This is a genomic window from Actinoallomurus iriomotensis, assembly GCF_030269445.1.
Lineage (GTDB): Bacteria > Actinomycetota > Actinomycetes > Streptosporangiales > Streptosporangiaceae > Actinoallomurus > Actinoallomurus iriomotensis.
In genome coordinates, this window is the sequence record NZ_BSTJ01000009.1 from 14,126 (window position 1) to 38,285 (window position 24,160).

General features: G+C 69.4%; 17 protein-coding genes. 14 read left to right on the forward strand and 3 right to left on the reverse strand.

Annotation, left to right across the window (positions count from 1 at the left end; all coding sequences use genetic code 11):
* The first annotated feature begins 420 nt into the window (after positions 1-420).
* The 6 genes from QSK37_RS32325 (at position 421) to QSK37_RS32350 (ending at position 7,907) form a co-directional block, all read left to right on the forward strand.
* Entirely contained in the window at positions 421-2,229 is a 1,809-nt protein-coding gene (locus tag QSK37_RS32325) for an ABC transporter substrate-binding protein (RefSeq protein WP_285628912.1), read from the forward strand.
* Positions 2,230-2,411: 182 nt separating this feature from the next.
* Positions 2,412-3,500, forward strand: a complete 1,089-nt coding sequence (locus QSK37_RS32330) for an ABC transporter ATP-binding protein (protein WP_285628915.1) — start codon at positions 2,412-2,414, stop codon at positions 3,498-3,500.
* On the forward strand, positions 3,497-4,567 hold the full coding sequence (locus QSK37_RS32335) for an ABC transporter ATP-binding protein (RefSeq protein WP_285628917.1): 1,071 nt from the start codon (positions 3,497-3,499) through the stop codon (positions 4,565-4,567). The genes QSK37_RS32330 and QSK37_RS32335 overlap by 4 nt, the downstream gene beginning before the upstream one ends.
* Before the next feature lie 9 nt (positions 4,568-4,576).
* Positions 4,577-5,563, forward strand: a complete 987-nt coding sequence (locus tag QSK37_RS32340; RefSeq protein WP_285577290.1) for an ABC transporter permease — start codon at positions 4,577-4,579, stop codon at positions 5,561-5,563.
* Between the two features lie 12 nt (positions 5,564-5,575).
* Positions 5,576-6,520, forward strand: a complete 945-nt coding sequence (locus QSK37_RS32345) for an ABC transporter permease (RefSeq protein ID WP_285577291.1) — start codon at positions 5,576-5,578, stop codon at positions 6,518-6,520.
* A gap of 82 nt (positions 6,521-6,602) precedes the next feature.
* Positions 6,603-7,907: an MFS transporter gene (locus QSK37_RS32350; protein ID WP_285628920.1), complete on the forward strand. Its 1,305-nt coding sequence runs from the start codon at positions 6,603-6,605 to the stop codon at positions 7,905-7,907.
* Positions 7,908-7,940: 33 nt separating this feature from the next.
* Here QSK37_RS32350 and QSK37_RS32355 read toward each other — a convergent pair whose 3' ends face one another.
* Together QSK37_RS32355 and QSK37_RS32360 are read right to left on the reverse strand one after the other, a co-directional pair.
* Positions 7,941-9,212, reverse strand: a complete 1,272-nt coding sequence (locus QSK37_RS32355) for an adenosylmethionine--8-amino-7-oxononanoate transaminase (protein ID WP_285628923.1) — start codon at positions 9,210-9,212, stop codon at positions 7,941-7,943.
* A gap of 23 nt (positions 9,213-9,235) precedes the next feature.
* Positions 9,236-10,660, reverse strand: coding sequence for a CCA tRNA nucleotidyltransferase (locus QSK37_RS32360; protein ID WP_432705622.1), 1,425 nt, complete (start codon positions 10,658-10,660; stop codon positions 9,236-9,238).
* Between the two features lie 280 nt (positions 10,661-10,940).
* Here QSK37_RS32360 and QSK37_RS32365 point away from each other — a divergent pair, with 280 nt between their 5' ends.
* The 8 genes from QSK37_RS32365 to trxA all read left to right on the forward strand — a co-directional run bounded on the left by QSK37_RS32365 (position 10,941) and on the right by trxA (position 20,138).
* Positions 10,941-11,453: an NUDIX domain-containing protein gene (locus QSK37_RS32365; RefSeq protein ID WP_285628926.1), complete on the forward strand. Its 513-nt coding sequence runs from the start codon at positions 10,941-10,943 to the stop codon at positions 11,451-11,453.
* On the forward strand, positions 11,450-13,534 hold the full coding sequence (locus QSK37_RS32370) for a DUF6049 family protein (RefSeq protein WP_285628929.1): 2,085 nt from the start codon (positions 11,450-11,452) through the stop codon (positions 13,532-13,534). Before QSK37_RS32365 ends, QSK37_RS32370 begins: the two co-directional genes overlap by 4 nt.
* Positions 13,527-15,293 (forward strand): murein biosynthesis integral membrane protein MurJ, encoded by a 1,767-nt coding sequence (gene murJ, locus QSK37_RS32375; protein ID WP_285628932.1) that lies wholly within the window; start codon positions 13,527-13,529, stop codon positions 15,291-15,293. The genes QSK37_RS32370 and murJ overlap by 8 nt, the downstream gene beginning before the upstream one ends.
* 184 nt (positions 15,294-15,477) lie before the next feature.
* Positions 15,478-17,055 (forward strand): protein kinase family protein, encoded by a 1,578-nt coding sequence (locus tag QSK37_RS32380; RefSeq protein WP_285628935.1) that lies wholly within the window; start codon positions 15,478-15,480, stop codon positions 17,053-17,055.
* A gap of 183 nt (positions 17,056-17,238) precedes the next feature.
* Positions 17,239-17,859, forward strand: coding sequence for an RNA polymerase sigma factor SigM (gene sigM / locus QSK37_RS32385; RefSeq protein ID WP_432705623.1), 621 nt, complete (start codon positions 17,239-17,241; stop codon positions 17,857-17,859).
* The gene (locus QSK37_RS32390; protein WP_285628942.1) at positions 17,856-18,599 is read left to right on the forward strand and encodes an anti-sigma factor family protein; all 744 of its coding nucleotides are present in this window, start codon (positions 17,856-17,858) and stop codon (positions 18,597-18,599) included. The genes sigM and QSK37_RS32390 overlap by 4 nt, the downstream gene beginning before the upstream one ends.
* Positions 18,600-18,772: 173 nt before the next feature.
* Positions 18,773-19,777, forward strand: a complete 1,005-nt coding sequence (trxB, locus tag QSK37_RS32395; protein WP_285628945.1) for a thioredoxin-disulfide reductase — start codon at positions 18,773-18,775, stop codon at positions 19,775-19,777.
* Positions 19,778-19,817: 40 nt separating this feature from the next.
* Positions 19,818-20,138, forward strand: a complete 321-nt coding sequence (gene trxA, locus QSK37_RS32400; protein WP_285577306.1) for a thioredoxin — start codon at positions 19,818-19,820, stop codon at positions 20,136-20,138.
* Between the two features lie 290 nt (positions 20,139-20,428).
* On the opposite strand, the gene QSK37_RS32405 is transcribed toward trxA, so the two are convergent.
* Positions 20,429-21,046, reverse strand: coding sequence for a GNAT family N-acetyltransferase (locus QSK37_RS32405; RefSeq protein WP_285628947.1), 618 nt, complete (start codon positions 21,044-21,046; stop codon positions 20,429-20,431).
* Positions 21,047-24,160: the final 3,114 nt, after the last annotated feature.

Consider the following 24,160-nt stretch of genomic DNA (forward strand, 5'->3'; position numbering starts at 1 on the left):
CGTACGCGATCCGCGTACGGGCCTCCTGATGTCCGCGTTCTGGGACGACCGGCCTACAATCCCCTTGATGGACGGCCGTGACCTGCTAGAACGCCAGGGCGTATTCCGGGCGCTCACAGCATCGGCCGCCTGTCGCGACGGGAATGCGAGAGAGGAAAGGCCTCGACCGGAGCGGATACGCCGACCAAGACTCCCCCAACATTTTGCGACACGTAGCGCGATGCCCCATTAACGGTGTGTCGTCACGTTGTCACGGGCTTGTCTCGCGATCTGAACGGTTGAGTAACCAGTCCCACTCTTTACCAATCTGAGCTGGACAGTGACTCCGGCTCAGGGTGTTCTCGCACCTTGAGGCGTGCCTGCCCCGGCATGCTTTGACCCCATAGCGTAAGACGGCCGCAAGGCCGGAGGAGGGCGTACATGACTGGTAGAACGACGGGGCTAAAGGCAGCAGCCGCCATCGGCGTGCTCGCTGTCGGCCTTGCCGCCTGCGGCGGTGGGAGCGGCGGCAGCGGCGGCTCGGATGACGGCAAGCCCAAGAAGGGCGGCACGCTGAAGCTCGTCGGTGCCGGCGGTCAGGACAACCTGGACCCGACCAGTGCCTACAGCACGACGTCGAGCGCCCTCCAGCGGACTTACGCGCGCCAGCTGTTCGCCTACCCGGCATCGAAGGACCCCAAGGCCGCCAGCACCCCGGTGCCGGACGCCGCGGCCGAGATGCCGACCATGGACAACGGCGGCATCAGCAAGGACGGGCTGACCTACAAGATCAAGGTCCGTCAGGGCATCATGTGGGACACGCAGCCGGCGCGGCCGATGGTCGCCGGTGACTTCGTGCGGGCCTTCAAGCACATGTGCAACCCGGCCTCCCCGGTCGGTGCGCCGAACTACTACGTGCCCAACATCAAGGGCATGCAGGCGTACTGCGACCCGTACCTGAAGAACAAGAAGCTCCAGCAGGACACGAAGGGGATGGAGGACTACGAGAACAGCCACGACATCTCCGGTGTCAAGGCGCTCGACGACTACACCATCCAGTTCACGCTGACCAAGCCCGCCTCGGACTTCATCAGCCTGCTGGGCATGACCTTCGCCTCGGCCGTGCCGGTCGAGTACTACAAGTACGTGCCGAACACCCCGGATGAGTTCCGGCACCTGGTGTCGGCCGGCCCGTACAAGATCACGGTGTTCAACCCCGGCAAGCAGATCGTGCTGGAGAAGAACACGAACTGGAAGCAGGACAGCGACCCGCTGCGCCACCAGTACGTGGACCGCATCGAGGTCACCGAGGGCCAGGAGTCGCCCGAGACCGTCCAGCAGCAGCTCGAGGGCGGCAACGCCGACATCTCCCTCGACCAGCCGGTGCCGGCGTCGGCGCTCGGTCGCCTCGCGAAGAGCAACGACCCGAACCTGACGGTCAACGGCCCGCCGATCTCCAACCCGTACCTGGTGTTCAACTTCAAGAGCCCGAACGCCAACAAGGCGATGTCGAAGCTCAAGGTGCGGCAGGCGATCGAGTACGCCATCAACAAGGTGGCGCTGGCCCGCATCTACGGCGGCCCGAAGTACAACACGCCGCTGAACACCGTCATCCCGCCGGACAGCGTCGGCTACCAGGACTACAACCTGTACCCGACGAACGGCAGCCAGGGTGACCCGGCCAAGTGCAAGTCGATGCTCGCCGAGGCCGGCTACCCGAACGGCTTCAAGATCAAGGCCGCCTACCGCCAGGCGGGCAACCACCCGGCGATCTTCCAGAGCTACGCGCAGGACATGAAGGCGTGTGGCATCACCGTCGAGGGCGTGCCGGTTCCGCAGGCCGACTTCTACACGCAGTTCCTGCAGAAGACGGACAACACGACCGCCGGCAAGTGGGACGTCGCCGCCCCGGGCTGGGTGCCCGACTGGTTCGGCAACAACGGCCGCGCGGTCGTCTCCCCGCTGTTCGACGGCCGCAACTGGGCCGACGGCACCTCGAACTACGGTGACTACGACAGCCCCATCACCAACGGTCTCATCGACAAGGCCCTCACGGCCAAGACGGTGGACGAGGCCTCGAACTACTGGCACCAGGCCGACCAGCAGATCATGAAGGACGCGGCCATCGTGCCCTTCATGGCGCAGAAGACCCCGTGGTACCACTCCTCGCGGGTCAAGGGCGCCACGTGGCTGCCGATCGCTCAGCAGTTCGACTACACCAACCTGTGGCTCAGCGGTAGCGGTAGCTGACGCACCACAGCGAGATGGCGGCCGGGCGCGTCGGTGACGGCGAGCCCGGCCGCAGTGCTGTACGACGGCTCCAACGATGTGGGGTCTCGTACTCGCCAGACGGTGATGTCGCAGGCAGAGCCGTTATCAGGTAGACATGCTGTGGCTCTTAGATGAGGCGCTAGTTTTTCGAAGGGGAGGACATGAGCCTTCTCGAGGTTCGAGACCTAAAGGTCTCTTTCGACACATCTGACGGATTGGTCCAGGCCGTCCGCGGAGTGTCGTTCACCGTCGAGCGAGGAAAGACACTTGGGATCGTCGGTGAGTCCGGATCCGGGAAAAGCGTCTCTACCCAGACGCTCCTCGGCCTGACGGCAGGCGCTCTGATCGATGGGGAGGCCCTCTTCGAGGGCCAGGACCTTCTGGCCATGACCGACGAGCAGCTTCGTCGCGTCCGTGGCAAGGAGATCGCGATGATCTTCCAGGATCCCCTGTCGAGCCTGCACCCGCTCTACAAAGTGGGCAAGCAGATCGCCGAGATGATCCGGCAGCACGAACCGGACGTCAACAAGGCGCAGGCCCGCAAGCGGGCGATCGAGCTGCTCGGCATGGTCGGCATTCCCGAGCCCGGCCAGCGCGTCGACGACTACCCGCACCAGTTCTCCGGCGGCATGCGTCAGCGCGCGATGATCGCGATGTCTCTCGCGCTCAACCCGAAGCTCATCGTCGCGGACGAGCCGACCACCGCGCTCGACGCCACCGTGCAGGCCCAGATCCTCGACCTCATGCTGCGGCTGCAGCGCGAGTTCGACACCGCGCTCATCATGATCACGCACGACCTCGGTGTGATCGCCGACCTCGCCGACGACGTGCTGGTGATGTACGGCGGCAAACCGGTCGAGCACGCGGACCGGCGGTCGCTCTACTACCGCCCCCACCACCCGTACACCAAGGGCCTGCTGGAGTCGATCCCCGGGTCGACCGGCGCCAAGACGCGGCTCAAGCCCATCGGCGGGCAGCCGCCCTCGCTCATCAACCTCCCGACCGGATGCGCGTTCCACCCCAGGTGCGAATACGTCATGGACCGTTGCGTCACGGAGGAGCCGCTCCTGGCGGCCGTGGGTGACAAGGACGGCTTCCCGGATCTCGGCCACACCTCCGCGTGCTGGCTGCCCAAGGAGGCCGCCGGTCTCGACGCGGAGGCCGAGAACCTGCGGCAGGAGGCCGTCGCGCTCGGCCGTTCGGCAGATTCGCCCGCAGCTACCGTCGTGGACGCCGGGGAGGCCCAGTGACACAGGACGCGGACGTCCTCGTCGAGATCGACGACGTCTACAAGCACTTTCCGATCAAGCAGGGGATCATCTTCAAGCGCGAGGTCGCCCGCGTACACGCGGTCGACGGCGTCAGCCTGCAGATCCGGCGCGGCGAGACGGTCGGCATCGTGGGCGAGAGCGGCTGCGGCAAGTCGACTCTCGCCCGTTGCATCACCGGCCTGCATCCCATCACCGGGGGCCGGATCGTCTTCGACGGCCAGGACATCTCCCGGATGCGCGGAAAGCAGCTCAAGCCGTTCCGCCGCGACGTGCAGATGATCTTCCAGGACCCGTACGGCTCGCTGAACCCGCGCCGCCGGGTGGGCGCGATCATCGGTGACCCGTTCGACATCCACGGCATCGCGTCGGGCGCCGACCGCAAGAAGCGCGTCCAGGAGCTGATGGAGCTCGTCGGCCTGAACCCCGAGCACTACAACCGGTTCCCGGCGGAGTTCTCCGGCGGGCAGCGGCAGCGCATCGGCATCGCGCGGGCGCTGGCCCTCAAGCCGAAGCTGATCGTCTGCGACGAGCCGGTCTCCGCGCTCGACGTGTCGATCCAGGCACAGGTCATCAACCTGCTGAAGGACCTGCAGGAAGAGCTCGGCCTGACGTACGTCTTCATCGCCCACGACCTGTCGGTCGTGCGTTACGTCAGCGACCGGGTCGCGGTGATGTACCTCGGCAAGATCGCTGAGTACGCCGAGGGCGAGGACCTGTACGAGAAGCCGCGGCACCCGTACACCAACGCCCTGCTGTCCGCCGCCTCGATCGCCGACCCCGACGCCGCCGAGCGCCGGGAGCGCATCGTCCTGACCGGCGACGTGCCGTCGCCGATCCGGCCGCCGTCCGGCTGCCGGTTCCACCCGCGCTGCCCGAAGGCGCAGGAGAACTGCATCGAGCTCGAACCCGAGCTCATCGTTCGGGACGGCGACGCGGCCGGGCACGAGACTGCCTGTCACTACCCCGTCGATCCCGCCGAGAGCCTCGCCACCGAGCACGCGGCGATCGAGCAGTTGTCCACCGAGCCCACGCTCCCGAGTGCATAGGTATCGATCATGAGCCTCACTGATCTCGAAGCCGAGGCCTCGGTCCCGCCCGCGAGCGAGGAGCCCGACGGGCGCAAGATCGAAGGTCGCAGCCCATGGCAGCTCGCCTGGGCCCGCCTCCGTAAGGACAAGGCCGCGATGATCTCCGTCGTGGTCATCGTCCTGCTCATCGTCATGGCGTTGCTGGCACCGCTCATCGCCAAGTGGGTGGGCTACGCCCCCGACTTCGGCGACCGGAAGCTGGGCCAGACCGTCGACGGCCTGCCGGTCGGACCGAACGGCCACCACGTGCTCGGCACCGACCGCTTCGGCCGCGACATCCTCGTCCGCAGCGTCTACGGCGCGCGCGTGTCACTGCTGGTCGGCCTGGTCTCGACCGTGCTCGCGGTGGTCCTCGGCGTCATCATCGGCGCGTCCGCGGGGTTCTACGGCGGGGCGATCGACACGATCCTGGCCCGCGCCATGGACGTGACGTTGTCCTTCCCGTACCTGCTGTTCGCCCTCGCGCTCGCGGCGGGATTCGGCGCCAGCGTCCCGTTGACGATCTTCGTCATCACGTTCTTCTCGTTCGCCTCGATCGGCCGGATCGTCCGAGGACAGGTCCTGCAGATCAAGGAGCGCGAGTTCATCGAGGCGGCCCGGTCACTCGGCGCCGGCAGCATCCGCACGATGTTCATCGACGTGATCCCGAACCTGATCGCGCCGGTGACCGTGCTCGGGTCGATGACGATCCCCACCGCGATCATCTTCGAGTCGACGCTGTCCTTCCTCGGCGCGGGTACCGACCCCCGCACGCCGACCTGGGGCAACATGCTCTCCGACGCGACCCAGAGCTACACGGTCGCGTGGTGGACGCTGTTCGTGCCGGCCGCGTTCCTGTTGATCACCACGCTGGCGTTCAACATCCTCGGGGACGCCGTCCGGGACGCGCTCGACCCGCGGTCCGAGCGGCTGTTCGCGGCCCAGAAGGCCAATCGGAAGAAGAAGAGGAAGTAGGGGAACACCGATATGCTTCGCTTCCTGATCCGGCGGATCCTCTTCGGAATCCTGGTCCTGTGGATCGTCACCCTGGGCGTCTTCCTCCTGTTCTTCGCGACGTCCGATGACCCGGCGGCCAGGTTCGCCGGCAAGTCCGCGACTCCGGCCACGCTCGCCCTGGTCCGCCACCGGCTCGGCCTCGACGACCCGCTGCCAGTGCAGTACTGGCACTTCCTGACGCGTCTGCTCCGCGGCGACCTGGGCTACTCCTTCGCCACGCAGAGCCCGGTCACCGACATGATCAAGCAGGCGCTTCCGGCCAGCCTGTCGCTGATCCTGGGTGCGGCCGTGCTGTGGCTGGCGGCCGGCATCGTCGCCGGTGTCATCAGCGCCACGCGGGCGCGCACGCTGCTCGACCGCGGCATCACCCTGGCGGTGCTGCTCGGCATCTCGATGCCGGCGTTCATCGTCGGTCTGACGCTGTCGTACGTCTTCGCGGTCAAGCTGCAGATCTTCCCGCAGACCCAGTACGTCCCGATCCAGAACAACCCGTTGCAGTGGTTCGAGCACATGGTCCTGCCCTGGATCACGCTGGCGCTGCTGCAGTCGGCCATCTACACCCGGCTGACCCGCGGCTCGCTGCTGGACGTGCTCGGTGAGGACTACATCCGCACGGCCCGCGCCAAGGGCCTGCCCGAGCGGCGGGTCATCTACCGGCACGGCCTGCGGTCGGCGCTGACGCCGGTCGTCACCCAGGCGGGTGTCGACATCGGCGTGCTGATCGGCGGCACGCTCGTCACCGAGTCGGTGTTCGGTCTCCAGGGCATCGGCCAGCTGACCGTCCAGTCGCTGACCATCGGCGACCTGCCGGTCATCATGGGCGTCGTGTTGATCGCCGCGTTCTTCGTGGTGCTCGGCAACCTGGTCGTCGACGTCGTCTACTCCTTCCTCGACCCGCGCGTCCGGCTCTCCTGACACCGGGTCCTGCCAGCGGCCGGTCGTCCCCGTCCAGGGGCGACCGGCCGCTTGGCGTTCCGCCAGGGCCTAGGCTGTGCTGGTGTCGTACGCGTCGGACCTGCGGCTGGTCCTCAAAGGCCGGGACTTTCGCCGACTCTTCGCGACGCGGATCGTCTCCGCGGTGTCCGACGGCGTGTTCCAGGTGGGCGTCGCTGGATACGTCCTGTTCTCCCCGGAGCAGGAGGCGACGGCGGCGGAGGCGGCCGCCACGGCGGCCGTGCTGCTGCTGCCCTACTCCGTGCTCGGGCCGTTCGCCGGTGTGTTCATCGACCGCTGGCGGCGCCGGCAGATCCTCGTCCACGCGCCGCTGATCCGGGCACTCCTGCTGGCCGCCACCGCGGCCCTGCTGGTGTACGGGCACGGCGACGCGCCGTTCCTGTTCGCCGCGCTCCTGGTACTCGGGGTCAACCGGTTCTTCCTGTCCGCGCTCTCGGCCGCGCTGCCGCACGTCGTGGGCCGGCAGGAGCTGATCACCGCGAACGCCGTGTCGGTCACCTCCGGAACGATGGCCTCGTTCGCCGGCGCGGGTGCGGCCTATCTGCTGCGGCTGGTGTTCGGCGCCGACCGGCACGGCACGGCGCTGATCCTGATGTGCGCCGCCGCGGCGTACGTCGGGACGTCGGCCATCGCCACGACGCTCGGCCGCGACCTGCTCGGCCCGGAGCTGCGGACCGCGCGCCCGGAGGCCCGCGAGGCGGTGCGCCAGGTGCTGCGCGGCCTGCTCGACGGCGCGCGGCACGTACGCGAACGCCGTCCCGCCGCGTTCGCCCTCGGCGCGATCGGGGCGCACCGCTTCCTGTACGGCATCACGACGATCATGACGGTGCTGTTGTTCCGCAACTACTTCACCGGCAGCGCCGAGGCGGGCATGGGCGGCTTCGCGCTCGCTCTCGTCGTCTCCGGCGCCGGCTACTTCCTCGCCGCCGTGGTCACGCCGCTGGTCACCGAGCGGATCAGCAAGGAAGTGTGGATCGCCGTGCAGCTGGGGTTCGCGGCCGTCGCCGAGGTGGTGCTCGGCGCGCCGTTCGCGGCGTTCCCGTTCATCGCCGGCGGCTTCCTGCTGGGCCTGGCCGCCCAGGGCGTGAAGCTGTGCGTGGACACGATCGTCCAGACGATCATCTCGGACGCTTACCGGGGCCGCGTGTTCTCGTTCTACGACATGATCTTCAACGGCCTGTACGTCGCGGGCTTCGCCATCGCCGCGCTCACCCTCCCGCCGAGCGGCAAGTCCTACGGGGCCCTGCTGCTGATCGGCTGCGGCTACGCCGTGGCCGCGGCGGTGTACTGGCTGGGAGCGAAAAACCAGAGGAGTGTTGCCACCGCCGGTAGCAACCTGGCCCCATGAGCGAGAGGCCCTCGGCCCCAGCCGCGACCGCCCTCACCCAGAGGTGCGGGCGGCGGCGAGCATGGCGGTGGTGATGCGGTTCACGTCGTCGGGGTCGGTGACGTACGGGGGCATCGTGTAGATCAGGTTGCGGAACGGGCGGAGCCACACGCCCTCGCGCATCACCGCCTCCTGGACGGCCGCCACGTCCACCTCCTCCTCCATCTCGATCACCCCGATCGCGCCCAGCACCCGTACGTCGCGCACGCCCGGCAGGGCACGGGCCGGTTCGAGGCCCTCGGTGAGGCCCTTCTCGACCGTGGCGACCTCGGCCCGCCAGTCGCGCTCCCGCAGGAGTTCGATCGACGCCACCGCGACCGCGCACGCGAGCGGGTTGGCCATGTAGGTCGGTCCGTGCATGAGGACGCCCGCCTCGCCCTCGCTGATCCCCCGCGCCACCCGGTCGGTGCACAGGGCCGCCGCCAGGGTGAGGTATCCGCCGGTCAGGGCCTTGCCCACGCACATGATGTCGGGCGACACGCCCGCGTGCTCGCAAGCGAAGAACGTCCCCGTACGGCCGAAGCCGGTGGCGATCTCGTCGAAGATCAGCAGCACGTCGTGCTCGTCCGCGAGCGAGCGCAGCAGCCCCAGCCACGCCGGGTCGTAGAACCGCATCCCTCCGGCGCCCTGCACGACCGGCTCCACGATGATCGCGGCCAGCTCGTCCGCGTGCGTCGCCACCAGGCGCGTCAGCTCAGCGGCGTACTCCGGCTCGTACGCGCCGGGCGGCGGCGGCGCGAACACGTGCCGCGGCAGCAGGTCCGCGAACAGGTGGTGCATTCCGCCGACCGGGTCGCACACCGCCATCGCCCCGAACGTGTCGCCGTGATAGCCGCCGCGCACCGTCATCAGGCGCGACTTCGACGCGCGGCCGCGCGAACGCTGGTACTGCAACGCCATCTTGATCGCGACTTCCACCGCCACGGATCCGGAGTCGGCGAAGAACACCTTCGTGAGCGGCTCCGGGGTGAGCGAGACCAGCAGCCGCGCCAGGCGTACCGCGGCCGGATGCGTCAGCCCGCCGAACATCACGTGCGCCATGTCCCGCAGCTGCCCGGTCACCGCCGCGTCGAGGACGGGATGCCGATAGCCGTGGATCGCCGCCCACCACGATGCCATCCCGTCCACCAGCTCACGGCCGTCGGCCAGCGTCAGGCGTACACCCCGGGCCGCGACCACCGGATGGACCGGCGTGGTGGCCGGCATGGGGGAGTACGGGTGCCAGATGTGCTCACGGTCGAAGGCGAGAAGCTCGTCGGCGGACATGCGTCCCCATGATGGCAGGGCGGTCAGCCCTGGTCACGCCACCATTCGCGCAGCGCCTTCGTGGCCGCCTCCTTGCCGATCGGCCCCTGGTCCAGGCGCAGGTCGAGCAGGAACTTGTAGGCCCGGCCGACGGCCGGCCCCGGCGCAAGCTCGAGGATCTGCTGGATCTCGTGCCCGTCGAGCTCGGGACGGATCTTGGCCAGCTCCTCTTCCTGCTCCAGCCGCGCGATCCGCCGTTCGAGGTCGTCGTAGGTGCGGGCCAGCGCCGCCGCCTTGCGCTTGTTGCGCGTCGTGCAGTCGGCGCGGGTCAGCTTGTGCAGCCGCGGCAGCAGGGGGCCCGCGTCGCGTACGTAGCGCCGCACCGCCGCGTCGGTCCACTCGCCCGTGCCGTACCCGTGGAACCGCAGGTGCAGCTCGACCAGCCGGGACACGTCCGCGACGACGTCCTTGGGATAGCGCAGCGCGGTGAGCCGCGCCTTGCTCATCGAGGCGCCGACCACCTCGTGGTGGTGGAAGGTGACCCGGCCGCCGTCGACGAACGAACGGGTCTTCGGCTTGCCGATGTCGTGCAGCAGCGCGGCCAGCCGCAGGATCAGGTCCGGGCCGTCCTCCTCCTGCGCGATCGCCTGTTCGAGGACGATCAGCGAGTGCTCGTAGACGTCCTTGTGCCGGTGGTGCTCGTCGATCTCCAGTCGGAGCTTGGGCAGTTCCGGCAGCACCTGCGCGGCCAGTCCCGTGTCGACGAGCAGCGCCAGGCCCTGGCGCGGGTACGCGCCGGACAGCAGCTTGGACAGCTCGTCACGGACCCGCTCGGCCGAGACGATCTCGATCCGGCCGGCCATCTCCGTCATGGCGGCCGTGACCGCCGGATCGATGGTGAAGCCGAGCTGCGAGGCGAACCGCGCCGCGCGCAGCATGCGCAGCGGGTCGTCGCCGAAGGAGTCCTCCGGACGGCCCGGCGTGCGGATCGTCTTGTTCCGCAGGTCCGCCAGCCCGCCGTACGGGTCGACGAACTCGTGCCCGGGCAGCCGCGTGGCCATGGCGTTCACCGCGAAGTCGCGGCGCTGGAGGTCCTCGGTGAGCGACGTGCCGTACGCGACCTCCGGCTTGCGCGACTTCGGGTCGTAGGACTCGCTGCGGTACGTCGTGATCTCGATCTGGTGGTCGCCCTTGCGCAGGCCGATGGTGCCGAACTCGATGCCGATCGTCCACACCGCGTCGGCCCAGCCGTCGACGATCTCCAGGATGCGCTGTGGGTGCGCGTCGGTGGTGAAGTCGAGGTCGCTGACCGGCCGCCCGAGCAGCGCGTCGCGTACGGGGCCGCCGACCAGCGCCAACTCGTGGCCGGCCGCGGCGAAGACCCGGCCGAGATCGTTGGCGAGCGGGGCCGCACGGGTCAGCAGTTCACTGATCGCGGCGGCCGGCTTGGAGGTCAGTTCGTTCGACACGGCAATCGAGCGTAGATCCTCGCAGGTGGCAGGCAAAACAGGAATCGCCTACCTGCCGATCCTCATTTGTTCCGATAAGGGGAGTCTGGACAAGGAGATGTCAGGCGATGCGACCGGCCTACCGCCGGATCTGCCCAGACCAACCGACCCCGACCGACCTCGCGCCTTTCCCAACCAACCGACCCCGACCGACCTCCCGGGGCGCGGACTCGGCGTCGAGCCCGGCGAAATCCCCCCGAGCAATGACCGATTACGCATGCCTGGCTACTACCATAACGCCGTGCCCCGCCCGCGTAATCGTCGACGGCTCGCCGGTCCGCCCGGTCCTCATCGCGAGGAGACGTCGGCCGGCGGCCTGGTCGTCGACATCGCGGGCGCCGCGCGAGCTGCACTGATCGCCCGGTACGACCGTGATGGTCGGCTGCGGTGGTCACTGCCCAAAGGACACATCGAAGGCGCGGAGACGATCGAGGAGGCGGCGGTGCGCGAGGTGGAGGAGGAGACCGGCATCCGCGGCCGGATCGTCGCTCCCCTGGGCGCCATCGACTACTGGTTCTCCGCGAGTCATGCCCGAGCTCGCGCTCATCCCCGGCCGCCCGGGCCTCCCAGGCGGGTTCACAAGACCGTGCACCACCACCTCCTGCTGGCGACCGGCGGGGTCCTGTCCGACGCCGACCCGGAGGTCGCCGAGGTCGCCTGGGTGCCGCTCGCCGAGGTGGCCGGCCGTCTCGCCCACGCCGACGAGCGCCGGCTCGTCGCCCACGTACCCGAGCTCCTCGCGGCCGTCACGTGAGACGACTCATCGCCCTGGTCGTGCCTCTGCTGCTCAGCGGAGCACCGGCGTTCGCCGCGACACCGACGCCTGCGCCGTCGTCCTCCCACGCTCGCGCCTCGTCCCACGCCTCGCGGGCCTCCCGCGACCGCGCGCCCACGCCCAAGTCTCCGGTGGACGTGAAGCTGGCCTCGATCCGCCCCGGCGGGTACCTCCGGGCGAACTCCACGCTGCGCGTCACGGGCCGGATGGTCAACCAGTCCGAGAGCGGATACCAGCGGGTCTCGGTACGGCTGCGGTTCAGCTCCCAGCCGATGACGAGCCGCGGCGAGCTGGAGGCGTACGCCGACGGGAAGGGCCCGGACCCGGCACGGGCCGGGCAGCCGCGGCTCGTCACGGCGAGCCTGCCGGTCGGAGGCCAGCAGTCCTGGTCGGTGTCGCTGCCGGTACGGCAGATGGGTCTGGGCACGTTCGGCGTCTACCCGATCTCGGTGGAGACGCTCAGCGCCGCGGGCACCGTGCTCGGCCACGTGCGCACGTTCGTCACCTACTACCCCGTCGGCATCGCCCCGCAGAGGACCAAGGTCGCCTGGGTCTGGCCGGTCATCGACCAGCCGCACCGCGCCGACGACTCGACGTTCGTCGACGACGGCCTCGAACGCCAGCTCGGCTCCGGCGGCCGCCTGTCGAACCTGGTCACCGCCGCGGCGCGGACGACCACCCCGGTGAGCTGGCTCATCGACCCGAGCCTGGTCGACGACGCGACCCGCATGGGCGACACCGACGGCTACCGGATCAAGGGCACGGCCCGGCCCCAGAGCGTGGCGGCGAACGACTGGCTGCGGTCGCTGCACTCGGCGGTCACCGGCGCCGGTGACCACCTCATCGCCACGCCGTACGCCGACCCCGACGTGATGGCCCTCGCGCAGCGCGGCATGGGTGACGACGTCAAGCTCGCCGCCCAGGAGGGCACGCGCACGCTCGCGGCGGCCAACCTCGGCGGCGCGACGCCGGTCGTGGCGATGCCTCCGGACGGCCTCGCCGACCAGCCCACGCTCTCCGCGCTCGTCGCCGGCGGCTCCCGTACGGTCCTGCTCAGCAGCTCGGTGCTGCCGGACTCCCGCGGCGCGACCTACACCGTGGACCCGGTCGCGCACAAGACCGTCTCGGGCACGAACGTCAAGCTCCTCGCCTACGACGACACGCTGCGCAAGATCCTGGGCACGTCCACGACGGAGCCCGGCGGCACGGTCATCGCCGAGCAGCGGTTCCTGGCCGAGACCGCCATGATCACCAATGAGGCGCCCCAGAAGCCCCGCACCATCGTGATCACTCCGCCCCGGCGCTGGAACCCCAGCCCGGCCTTTGCCAAGGCGGTGCTGAACTACACCGCCAAGGCGCCCTGGATGCAGGCCGTGCCGCTCGGGGCGGCGGAGAACACCCCGCCCGCCGGCCGAGCATTCCAGGCGCAGAAGGGCTCCGTGCTGAGCAAGAACTACCTGCGCCAGGTCCGGGACCTCCGCAACAGGATCCGGCTGTTCACCTCGATCTTCACCCCGGCCACCAGCGGCTTCACCCTCGGCGTCGCCCGCACCGAGTCCTCGGCGTGGAACGGTCAGTCGCGGAGGGGCGCGAGACTGCGCGACACGCTCACCGACGAGCTCGACCGCGACATCGGAAAGATCAAGGTGCTGAACGACGGCATCACGATGGCGGGCAAGTCGGGCCGTACCGCGATCACCATCTCCAACGGGCTCGACCACGGCACCGTGGTCGTCCGGCTGCGCGCCTACTCGCAGAACAAGACACGTCTGCGGGTGGACTCCGTCGACCGCACCCTCCAGCTCGAACCCGGGCACAAGGACCAGGTCACCCTCGACATGAAGGCGTCCGCGAACGGCATCGCCTACATCAACCTCGAGCTGCTGACCCCGGACGGCCGCCCCTTCGGCACCGGTCCGCACGTGCTGCACGTCCGGACGACCGCGTACGGCCGAACCGCGTTGCTCATCACCGGCGTCTCACTTGCCGTACTCTTCGTCGGCGTCGCCATACGCGTCGTGCGCCGCAGAGCCGAGCGAGCGGAGGAGTCCGTTGAGTGACCTGGAGCCGGGCCGATCGGAGGCGGCGAGCACGCTGCCCGACATCCCGGTCGTCGACCCGAGCACACAGATCATGGAGACCGCCGAGGACGTCCACGCGGCGCAGGCCGAGTCCTCGGGCTCCCGCGTCGGCGGGCTGCTGAAGTCCAGCGCCGTCATGGCCGTGGGCACCGTGGCGTCACGCGCGCTCGGCTTCGTCCGCAACGCCGTCATCGTGATCGCGCTTGGCACCGGGCCGCTCGGCGACGTCTACAACGTCGCGAACACTTTCCCCAACGTCGTCTACGACCTGCTGCTGGGCGGCATCCTCACCGCGGTGCACGTCCCGATGCTGGTCCGCGCGCTGGAGAAGGACCGCGCGTACGGCGAGGAGTACGAGGCGCGGCTGCTGACGATCGTGCTCGGCGGCCTGCTGGCCCTGACCGCGGTCGCGATGGTCTGCGCGCCGCTGCTCGTCGACCTGTACGCCAGCGGCTTCACGTCCGCGCAGCACAAGCTGGCCGTGATCTTCGCGCTGTTCTTCCTGCCGCAGATCTTCTTCTACGGCGTCGGGGCACTGGCCGGCGCCTCGCTGAACGCCCGCGGCAGCTTCGCCGCGCCGATGTGGACACCGGTCCTCAACAGCGTCGTCGTGATCGTCATCGGCGGCGCGTTCCTGCTCGTCGCGGGCCCCGGCGTCACGCCGTCCAACATCACCAACAACGAGGTCATCCTCCTCGCGGGCGGCACCACGCTGGGCATCGTCGTGCAGACCATCGCGATGTGGCCCTCCCTGCGCAAGGTCGGCTTCCGGTTCCGGCCGCGCTTCGACTTCCGCCGCGACGAGCTCGCCCCGGTCGGCGGCATGGCCCTGTGGACGCTGCTGTACGTGGCGATCATGCAGGTCGGTTTCGTGGTGAACACCAACATCGCCGTGCGCGCCGGAGTGCGGGGGGAGCACGAGCACCTCGGCTACGGCGTCGGGCTCACGCCGTGGAACAACGCCTACCTGCTGTTCCAGCTCCCGTACGCGATCGTCGGCGTGTCGGTGATGACCGCGCTGCTGCCGCGGATGAGCCGGCACGCCGCCGAGAACCGCAAGGACCTGGTCCGCGACGACCTGGCCTCGGGGCTCAACCTGACCTCAGTGATCATCATCCCGTCGGCGGCGCTGCTGTTCGCGCTCAGCCCGGAGCTGGTCACCGCGTTCTTCTCGCACGGCGCGACCGGCCTGGCCGACGGCCTGATGATCGCCAACGTCGTGCAGGCGTTCGCGCTGACCCTGGTGCCGTTCGCCGTGCAGCAGCTGCTGCTGCGGGTCTTCTACTCCCTGGCCGACACGCGCACGCCGGCGCTGATGGCGATGGGCACCATCGTGATCAGCATCACGCTGGGGCTCGTCGGCTACGCGGTCCTGCCCACCAACATGATCGTCGAGGGCATCGCGATCTCCCTCGGCATCTCCTGGACGGTCGGCTGCGTGATCGCCGCGTTGATCCTGCGCCGCCGGCTCGACGGGCTCGGCGCGCGGGTGATGGTGCGAACCCACGTCAAGATCGCGGTGGCGACCGTGCCGGCGTTCGTGTTCGCCCTCGGAGTCCACGAACTGTTCTTCAAACTTTTCTATTATCGGCTGATCACGTCGGTGGCGGCGCTGGCCATCGGAGGCGCTGGGGCCGCCGTGCTGTATGTGCTGGTTGCGCGCCGACTGCGGGTCTCCGAGGTGGAAACGCTCACGGGAACCGTGATGCGCAGGTTGCCCGGACGTGTCTCGAGTTAGGAGAGGGTGCCCGTATGGTGGGAGAGCGCAGCCGTCTACGGGTAGTAATCCGAAGACGCTCCTCGAGCGTCCTACCTACGGGCGGGTGCACGCACAACACCGCCCACGAGGTATCGAGGGAGGGTCGAAGGCGTAAGGGAGCCACGGCACATATGGGACGCGATTACCTGCGCCGGACGCCGCGTTGAGCACGTCCGTCATCGAACCCGGCACCCGCCTCGCTGGTCGTTTTCGTCTGGACGACCGCGTCAGCGAAGCGGGTGGTTCCACGTTCTGGAAGGCGACGGACGAGATCCTCGCCCGCCCCGTCGCGGTGCTCACCTTCGCTCCCGGTTTCCCCCGGGTGCACGATGTGGTCACCGCCGCCCGCGCCGCCAGCCGGCTCACCGACCCCCGCCTCACTCAGGTGTTCGACGCGGACGACAGCGGCGAGAACGCCTACGTCGTCAGCGAGTGGGTCACCGGTGAGACGCTGGAGGACCTGCTCGCCGAGGGCCCGATGGAGCCCGGCCGCGCGGCCGCGTTCCTCATGGAGGCCGCCGAGGCGCTCGCGTCGGCGCACAGCTCGGGCCTGGCCCACCTGTGCATCACGCCGCACAACCTCGTGTGGACCAGCGGCGGCACCGTCAAGGTCACCGGCCTCGGCGTCGAGGCCGTGCTCGCCGGCGCCGCCTCCGACACGCCGGCCGCCGAAGACACCCAGGGGCTCGGAGAGCTGCTGTACGCCTCGCTCACCGGGCACTGGTGCGGCGCGGAGGGCACCCAGCTGCCGTCGGCGCCGAGCGGCGCGGACGGACGCCCGGTCCCGCCCTCCCAGGTCCGGCCCGGCGTGCCGCCCGACCTCGACGACATCGTCTGCCGGGCGCTGCACATTCCCGCACGCGCCGGTCAGGAGCCGCTGAGCTCGCCGTCGGAGTTCGTCTCCGCCCTGGGCCGGGTGCCGCGCTCCCCGCTGCCCTTCGTGCCGCTGGCGGGGTCCACGCCCCCCGGTGTGATCAACCGGCCCGACCAGCCGCGCTCGACGAGCACGACGACGTCCCCGGTCGACCCGCTCTCGCGCACGGTGCCCGACGCGCCGCAGGCCCGTACGCGGACCGTCAACCAGCCGCAGCGGTCCGCTCGGCCCCAGCGCCAGGCGCCGGTCCGGCACTCCTCCTCCGGCGGTGGCGGCTCGATCAGCAGACCCGTGCTCGCCGCGATCGTGGTCGGCGTCCTGGTCCTCGTCGCCCTCGGCGGCTGGGGCCTGTCCAAGCTCGGCGGCGGTGGCGACGACGGCGGCACCAATCCGAAGGCCGGCACGAAGACCAGCCAGGCCGCCAAGCCGACGACCGAGAAGCTCTCCATCGCCAAGGTTCTGGCCGACAACGACGCGCCGCATGTCGACAGCGCGGCCAACGGCGACCTCGGCAAGGCCACGGACGACAACAAGTCGAGTTACTGGACCACCCAGCACTACAACGGGGCCGACTTCGGCAGGTTGCGGTCCGGCATCGGCCTGGTCCTCGACATGGGCAAGACCGTCACCGTCTCCAACGTCAAGGTGATGATGCCCCCCGGCACACCGGGCAACGTGGAGCTGCACATCGGCGACTCCCCGAGTTCCAGCACGCAGCAGACCGACACCGGTAACGCGGTCGGGTCGTTCACGCTGAACGGCAAGCAGGCCAAGGGTCGGTATGTCACGCTCTGGTTCACCAAGCTGCCCAACATCGGCGAGTACAAGGCGCGCGTCCGCGACGTCGCGGTGTACGGAACCGGTTGATTCCGTCACATCGGGCATGATCGAGCGCAGACGACTACCATCGTGTGCGTGCTGATGACCCCCCGAGTAGCCGATACCCGTCTTTGCGACGGTTCTCACGCCGGTACGGGACGGCCCGGACAGGTCCGGCACACGCTCAGCGACGATGCCCTCGACGGAACGGGCTGACGGACTATGGCGATCATGCGTGGGGGACGCTCGGTCGAGGCCGCTCCGGACAAGGAGCTGCTGCGACGTCACGCCGAGGGCGATCCGGACGCTTTCTCAGAACTCGTACAGCGGCACCGCGACCGGATGTGGGCCGTGGCGCTGCGCACTCTCGGCGACCAGGAAGAGGCCGCGGACGCGCTACAGGAGGCGTTCCTGTCCGCCTACCGCGCGGCGGGCCGCTTCCGCGGCGACGCGGCGGTGACGACCTGGCTGCACCGCATCGTGGTCAACGCCTGCCTCGACCGGCTGCGCCGGCGTTCGATCCGCCCGGTCGTGCCCATGGGCGACGACGCCACCCTCGACTCGGTCGCCCCCAAGGGTCCCGACCCGACGTCGGCGCACGAGCTGTCGCTCGACGTCAGCCAGGCGCTGCAGCGCATACCCTTCGAACAGCGGGCGGCGCTCGTCCTCGTCGACATGATGGGGTACGCCGTCGATGACGCGGCCAAGGTCCTGGAAGTACCACCCGGCACGATCAAGAGCCGGTGCGCGCGGGGGCGTGCGCGACTCGCACCCCTTCTTGGTCACCTCCGGAACCAGGACGGCGGCTCCGACGTCAGATCTGCGGAGGAAGGAGGTGGCAAACCCGCGTGACTGCCGCACACCTTGACTATGAAGCGCTGGCCGACTTCGCCGAGGGAGTTCTCGACGACGCCACGGCCATGTCCACTGAGGCCCACCTGGCGGACTGTGACGACTGCCGCCGACGCGCTGCGGAGGTGGCGGAGGTCTCCCGCGTTCTCGCGCGGGCGCCCGTACCACCGATGCCCGCGCATCTCGTCGACCGGCTCGATGCGGCGCTCGCCGCCGAAGCGGCCTCGCACGCACCCGTGCACCGGCCGCACCGCCGATTTCAGTACCTCGCCGCGGCCGCCGCGGCGGTCGTTCTGGTAGGCGGGGGAGCCGCCGCCGTCCGTACCGTCATGGACGACGGAAGCTCCAGCAGCGCGCCGGGCACCCAGCCGCCGATCGCGGACCATCCGCACTCGGCACCAGGGCCGGCGCTCGCACCGGCGGCTCCGTTCACCGTCGTCCATTCCGGCACGAAGTACACCTCGAAGGGTCTGCGGTCGCAGATCACCCGCGTTCTCGCGAAGCCCACCACGGGCGGCAACCACGCGTTGAGCGCACCCGAGGCACTCGGCGCCTGCGTGGCCCGGGTGGACGGCGGAAAGGTTCCGCTGCTGGTCGACTCGGCGACGTACGAGGGCCGGCCGGCCACCGTCATCGCGCTGCCCGGCAAGGACGCCGGTCAGGCGGACGTGTGGGTGGTGGGTGACCGCTGTTCGGCGTCGAGCACGGACGTGCTGGCGCACCAGTCGGTCAGCCGCTGACCGATCACTGCGGGCCGGCTCTTCCCCTCCGGGGGACGGGCCGGCCCTTTCTTGTGCTCCTTGGTGCCGGTGGCCGGTGTGGGAATCCGGGCGGCCTAGGATCGGTTTACTCGTACTGCGAAGCAAAGTGATCGACACGGGCTTCGCCGACAGGATCGGAAAGAGGCGCGACTGTGAGCGACGTGCGTAATGTGATCATCATCGGGTCGGGGCCCGCGGGCTATACGGCCGCGATCTACGCCGCGCGTGGTGACCTCAAGCCACTGGTCTTCGAAGGTGCCGTCACCGCCGGCGGGGCGCTGATGAATACCACCGAGGTCGAGAACTTCCCCGGTTTCCCGGACGGCATCCAGGGCCCGGAGCTCATGGACAACCTGCGCAAGCAGGCCGAGCGCTTCGGGGCCGAGCTGGTGACCGACGACGTGACCGAGGTCGATCTGGCGGCGAACCCGAAGGTCGTCAAGGTGGGCGACGAGACCTACCGGGCCCGTGCGGTCATCATCGCGACCGGTTCGCGGTACCGCGAGCTCGGGCTGCCGAACGAGAAGCGGCTGGCCGGGCACGGCGTGTCCTGGTGCGCGACCTGTGACGGGTTCTTCTTCCGCGAGAAGGAGATCGCCGTGGTCGGCGGTGGCGACTCCGCCCTCGAAGAGGCCATTTTCCTGAGCCGCTTCGGCCGCTCGGTCACCGTGATCCACCGTCGCGACCAGCTGCGCGCCAGCAAGATCATGCAGGACCGCGCCTTCGCGAACGAGAAGATCAACTTCCTGTGGGACTCCGAGGTCGTGGACATCCTCGGCGACGACCGAGTCACGGCCGTGCGGACCCGCAACGTCAAGACCGGCGAGGAGAGCACGCTCGAGGTCTCGGGTGTGTTCATCGCCATCGGGCACGACCCGCGCACGGAGCTGTTCGCGGACCAGCTCGACCTCGATGAGGAGGGTTACCTCCGCGTCAACGCGCCGACGACCGAGACCAAGCTGCCCGGCGTGTTCGGGGCGGGTGATGTGGTCGACCATCGGTACCGTCAAGCCATCACCGCCGCCGGCACCGGCTCGGCGGCCGCGCTCGACGCCGAGCGCTGGCTGCAGGAGCAGGGCACGGCCGAGCTGACCGAGCAGCCGCAGGACGAGCTCCCTGAACGGCCGCCGGCCGAGGTCAAGCCCCAGCGCGCGTGAGTTCCGCCCAGTCATACCTCAGCACGAGTTAGGAGATCCCGTGGCAACCAAGGCTGTCACCGACGCCGACTTCGACGTCGAGGTCCTCAAGAGCGACAAGCCGGTGGTGGTTGACTTCTGGGCTGAGTGGTGCGGCCCGTGCCGCCAGGTGAGCCCGATCCTCGATGAGATCGCCACCGAGCACGCCGACAAGCTGTCCGTCGTGAAGATCAACATCGACGAGAACCCGAAGGTGCCGGCGACCTACGGCATCATGCAGATCCCGACGCTCAACGTCTTCCAGGGCGGCGAGGTCGTCAAGCAGATCATCGGCGCGAAGCCGAAGGCCGCACTCCTGAAGGACCTCGCCGACTTCATCTGAGCCTTCCGCGGCCTCATCAGCTCCGGTCTCACGTCTCTGACGTGAGGCCGGAGCTGTTTTTACGCCTCCGACCAGGCAAAACTCACGAGAGGCTCGCTGGCTGGAGAACGCCGGTGTCCTGGTGTGATCGGTTAGAGATGGGGCCTGAGAGGCCTGTGGTGGCTCTGAGTGGGCAAAACGGCGTGTGTACGGGGTGGAGGGGGCGCCGTGATGTCTCGTCGCTCGTTGACCTTGGTTGTGGGCGGCGTGTCGCCTTGATTCGCTGCCTCGTGTGGGGCTGTCAGAGGGGTTCAGACGGGGCGGAGGGCGCCTTCGGGTGACATCGACCCGAGGAGGCGTTCGAGGGCGACCTCGACGTCCTCACGCCAGGAGACGGCCGACTTGAGCTCGAGGCGGAGGCGGGGGTAGCGGTGGTGTGGCCGTACGGTCTTGAACCCGACGGCGAGCATGTACTCCGCGGGCAGGACGCAGCCGGGCTTCTCCCACTTGAGATCACCGAACGCCTCGATCGCCCGCAGGCCCCGGCGAGTCAGATCCTTGGCGACGCCCTGGACGAGCATGCGCCCGAGCCCACCACCCTGAAACTCGGGAAGGATGTGAGCGGTCATCAGAAGCGCCGCGTCGGCACTGACGGGACTCGTCGGAAACGCGACCGACCGCGGAACGTAGAGCGGCGGCGCGTACATGACGAACCCGGCCGGCACACTGTCGACGTAGACGAGCTTGCCGCAACTGCCCCACTCGAGGAGCGTGGAGGAGATCCAGGCCTCCTTCTCCAGCGCGGGATCCCCGGCGTCCTCGGCACGCTGCATGCTGACCGGGTCGAGCTCCCAGAACACGCACTTACGACAGCGGATCGGCAAATCCTCGACGTTGTCGAGCGTGATGTTCACCAGACGACGCGACACCGGCCAGGCCCCCTTCTTGGGCGGAGCGCCTTCATCACCAGGACCTATTCCCGCTCCAGGAAGATCTTAGAGCTAGTTCTCGAACTCTGTTATCACCGGACGCATGCCCCTCTGTCCACACGTCCGCGGAACGGTCCCAGGCTGTTGCCTCCGAGATTAGCCCGCGAAGCACCACCGCAGCTCCGGCGGACGCCATTCCGAATGACAAACCGCTCCGCCACATACCGCTCCGCAGCCCAGCCTCTGCGAGGCAACGACGATGCGGTCTGGCCCGCTGCCCCACTCACCGATCCAGGGACGGGCCGCCTCCCTGTCGCCTCCCGACTGCCCTCCCGACTGCCCTCCCGACTGCCCTTCCGGCCGCGCCCTTCCGGCCGCCCTTCCGGCCGCGCCCTTCCGGCCGCCCTCCTGGCTGCCTCCCGGCCTCCCGCCGGCCGCCTCCCCACCGAACGTCGGCCCGCTGCCCTCGCTGCCCCCGCTACCTCCCCTCCGGCTGCTCCCCTCCGGCTGCGCTCCTGCCGCACGCCTCTGGCGCTCGCCCGCCCGCTGGCCGCCTCCCGACCACCAGCCAGCCGCCCACCCGCTGACCGACACCCGGCCGCCTCCAGTGCTCGCCCGCCCATCAGCTGCCTCCCGACCACCGGCCAGCCGCCCACCAGCCAGCCACTCCCCGCCAGTCAGGCGTCTCACGGCGGCACGCCTTCACGCCGAACGTCGTGGAATGCGCCCCCGCCCTCCGCGCGGGTAGCTACACGGTCGAGATCCGGGGCACGGCGCTCAACGTCACCGAGCGCATGGGCCTGCTGGGGGAAATCCATGCACTGCACACCGCCGCCCGCCAGCCAGCAGCCGTCCACCTCCGCCTCTCGTCCACCTGCCTCCCGCCTGCCGCCTCGCGGCCGCCGTCCGCATCCAGCCTTCTCGCCTCTCGCGCGGTTCTCGCGCGCCTGGCGCCTGCCGGCGCCTCCCCGCCGGACGCCTCCCTGCCGGACACCTCCCTGCCGGACACCTCCCTGCCGGACACCTCCCTGCCGGACACCTCTCGCCTCTCGCCTGCCTACGGTGCACTTTCAGGCATGCGCCGCTCGTGCCCTCGAGGGGGTGATGCGGCGCCGCTCCTCGTCGGTGGTCGGTGACGTCGGTCTGGCGCAGGCTGTATCGCCCAGCGGCCCGAGATGTGGATTGGCGACGCCATCGTCCGGCGTGCCGAGCGTCTGCCGCCTGCTTCCCGCCTCATGCCTACCGAGCGTCTCCCGCCTCCCGCACCCTCCTTTCCCCCGCCGACCGTCTCCCACCCGTCGCCCTCCCACCCGTCGCCCTCCCACCCGTCGCTCTGCCGCCTGCCGCCCTCCCACCCGTCGCTCTGCCGCCTGCCGAGTGCTAAGCCACCTGCCAAGCGCGGACATCGATGACCGACACAGGCATTGGCCAGCGCCCGTCCGGCGACCTTCTTGGTCGGCCGCTCCGTGCCGGTGGTCCGCATCCCGGGGGGCGGTACGGAGCGGTTGGTCGCCGCGCGGCGATCGACTGCCCTCGCCCAACGTTCCTCGGCGCCGTAGGCGGTGTGGAAGGTGACGGGATCTCCGCATCGCCAAGAGCGCCGACGATGTGAGCGACTGACACGCCGACCGTCGGGCTCGTCCACTGAAACACGCCATTCGATCCGGAGCCGGCGACGAGCCACCGCACACGGTGTGGCTCGACCCGGCGAGAAGGGCGCGGGAGAGGTACAGCCACCTCCACAGCGGTTCGCGGGGTTACACGACCGCCGGTTGTTTCTTGTCCGCCATCTCGCCCTGCGGGTGCCGCGTTGGTGAGCGGTACGCATGGGCGTCCCGCAGGGACCGCCGTTGAAGATCTAGCCGTCCGCTCTCGACGTCGAGGGGGCGACAGGGAGGCGGATACGTGCTCGAGCGCCTCACCGGACCGTACCGTGGTTCCGCGCGCCCGGCTGATTGCGACAAGGCCAGTCTCTGGATCACTGGTTGGCGATCACCTAGCTGGCCGTGTCCGCCGTACGTGCCGGTCGGCACCGTCCGGCTCGGGATCGCGTTTCGACGTCCCTGTGTAGGTGTACGAGCCGCTTCGCGGACGAGCATCCGCTTCGGACGCCCAGTCAGAACGTCACCCAGGCGCGACTCACGCTGATCGATGGTGAGCCACGGACCGCCACCCGCCGGCGAGCCTTTATCGACGACGATCGCCCCTTTGAGTTTCACGTGAAACACGCTCCGGACACCAGGACGCTCTGTCCGTCGGCCGATAGCGCCCTCGGAGAGGACACTTCAGTCGCAGCCGTGCTCGTCGCCTGCCACCCCGGCGTCCGCGTCCGACGGGGCAAGGGGTCGCTAATGGGTCGACCTCTCCGTGGACGAACGGATCGAGCGGGCCAGGGAGGTGGCTGCATCTCTTTCACACGTGCGTGGTCGAGCAACGCACCGCTGTGCATTCACCGACTGCCGGCGGAAGGTGGTCGCGCGACTGACGCTCCAATCGTCCGCCCAACCCGGACGGCCTCCTGGCTCAGCGAACCGCTCGCGCCGAAGCTTCTGGCGGAGCAGTGCGCCGGGCCACGTTTCACGTGAAACCGCCGAGCGGAGAGCGTCTCCCTCAGATCGCCGGAAGAACTTGGCGTTCCGACCTCCGGTGGCCGACTCGGTCGTCACCGTGCCGACAAGGAGGGGCGAACGCTGCCTGCGTTCGCATCTTGTCACTCCCCCGCCTATGCGCTTTCGGTGCAGCAGTCGACAGGACGCACGAGAGATCGGCAGCACTCGGGTCGAGCGACGCGGTCAAGACGATGGCCGGGGGGCCGCCTCAGCGTGACGGCTCGCGTCTGACGCCCTGTTCTTGCACGGGCTCAAGACAGCCTCCGCAGCGTTGGGCGATGGCCCGCCAGTCGGCTGTTTCACGTGAAACGACGACCCCTCTGAGCCTGCGCGTGAGTAGGTAGCCGTACCGGCAACCTCCGCCCGTCACCGTGAGCCCTGACTACGCGTCTCGCGTCCAACAGCTCAGCCACGGAACACGCGAGCCGCTCCTCCACCTCTAGGCCCGCACCGGACACCTCCACGAGAGGGTCGGCTGAGCCAGGAAGTCACCCGGATGCCTGGC

Coding starts and splice junctions, on each gene's coding strand:
- QSK37_RS32325 (WP_285628912.1), top strand. CDS start 421: ATGACTGGTAGAACGACGGGGCTAAAGGCAGCAGCCGCCATCGGCGTG.
- QSK37_RS32330 (WP_285628915.1), top strand. CDS start 2,412: ATGAGCCTTCTCGAGGTTCGAGACCTAAAGGTCTCTTTCGACACATCT.
- QSK37_RS32340 (WP_285577290.1), top strand. CDS start 4,577: ATGAGCCTCACTGATCTCGAAGCCGAGGCCTCGGTCCCGCCCGCGAGC.
- QSK37_RS32345 (WP_285577291.1), top strand. CDS start 5,576: ATGCTTCGCTTCCTGATCCGGCGGATCCTCTTCGGAATCCTGGTCCTG.
- QSK37_RS32355 (WP_285628923.1), bottom strand. CDS start 9,212: ATGTCCGCCGACGAGCTTCTCGCCTTCGACCGTGAGCACATCTGGCAC.
- sigM (WP_432705623.1), top strand. CDS start 17,239: ATGCGTGGGGGACGCTCGGTCGAGGCCGCTCCGGACAAGGAGCTGCTG.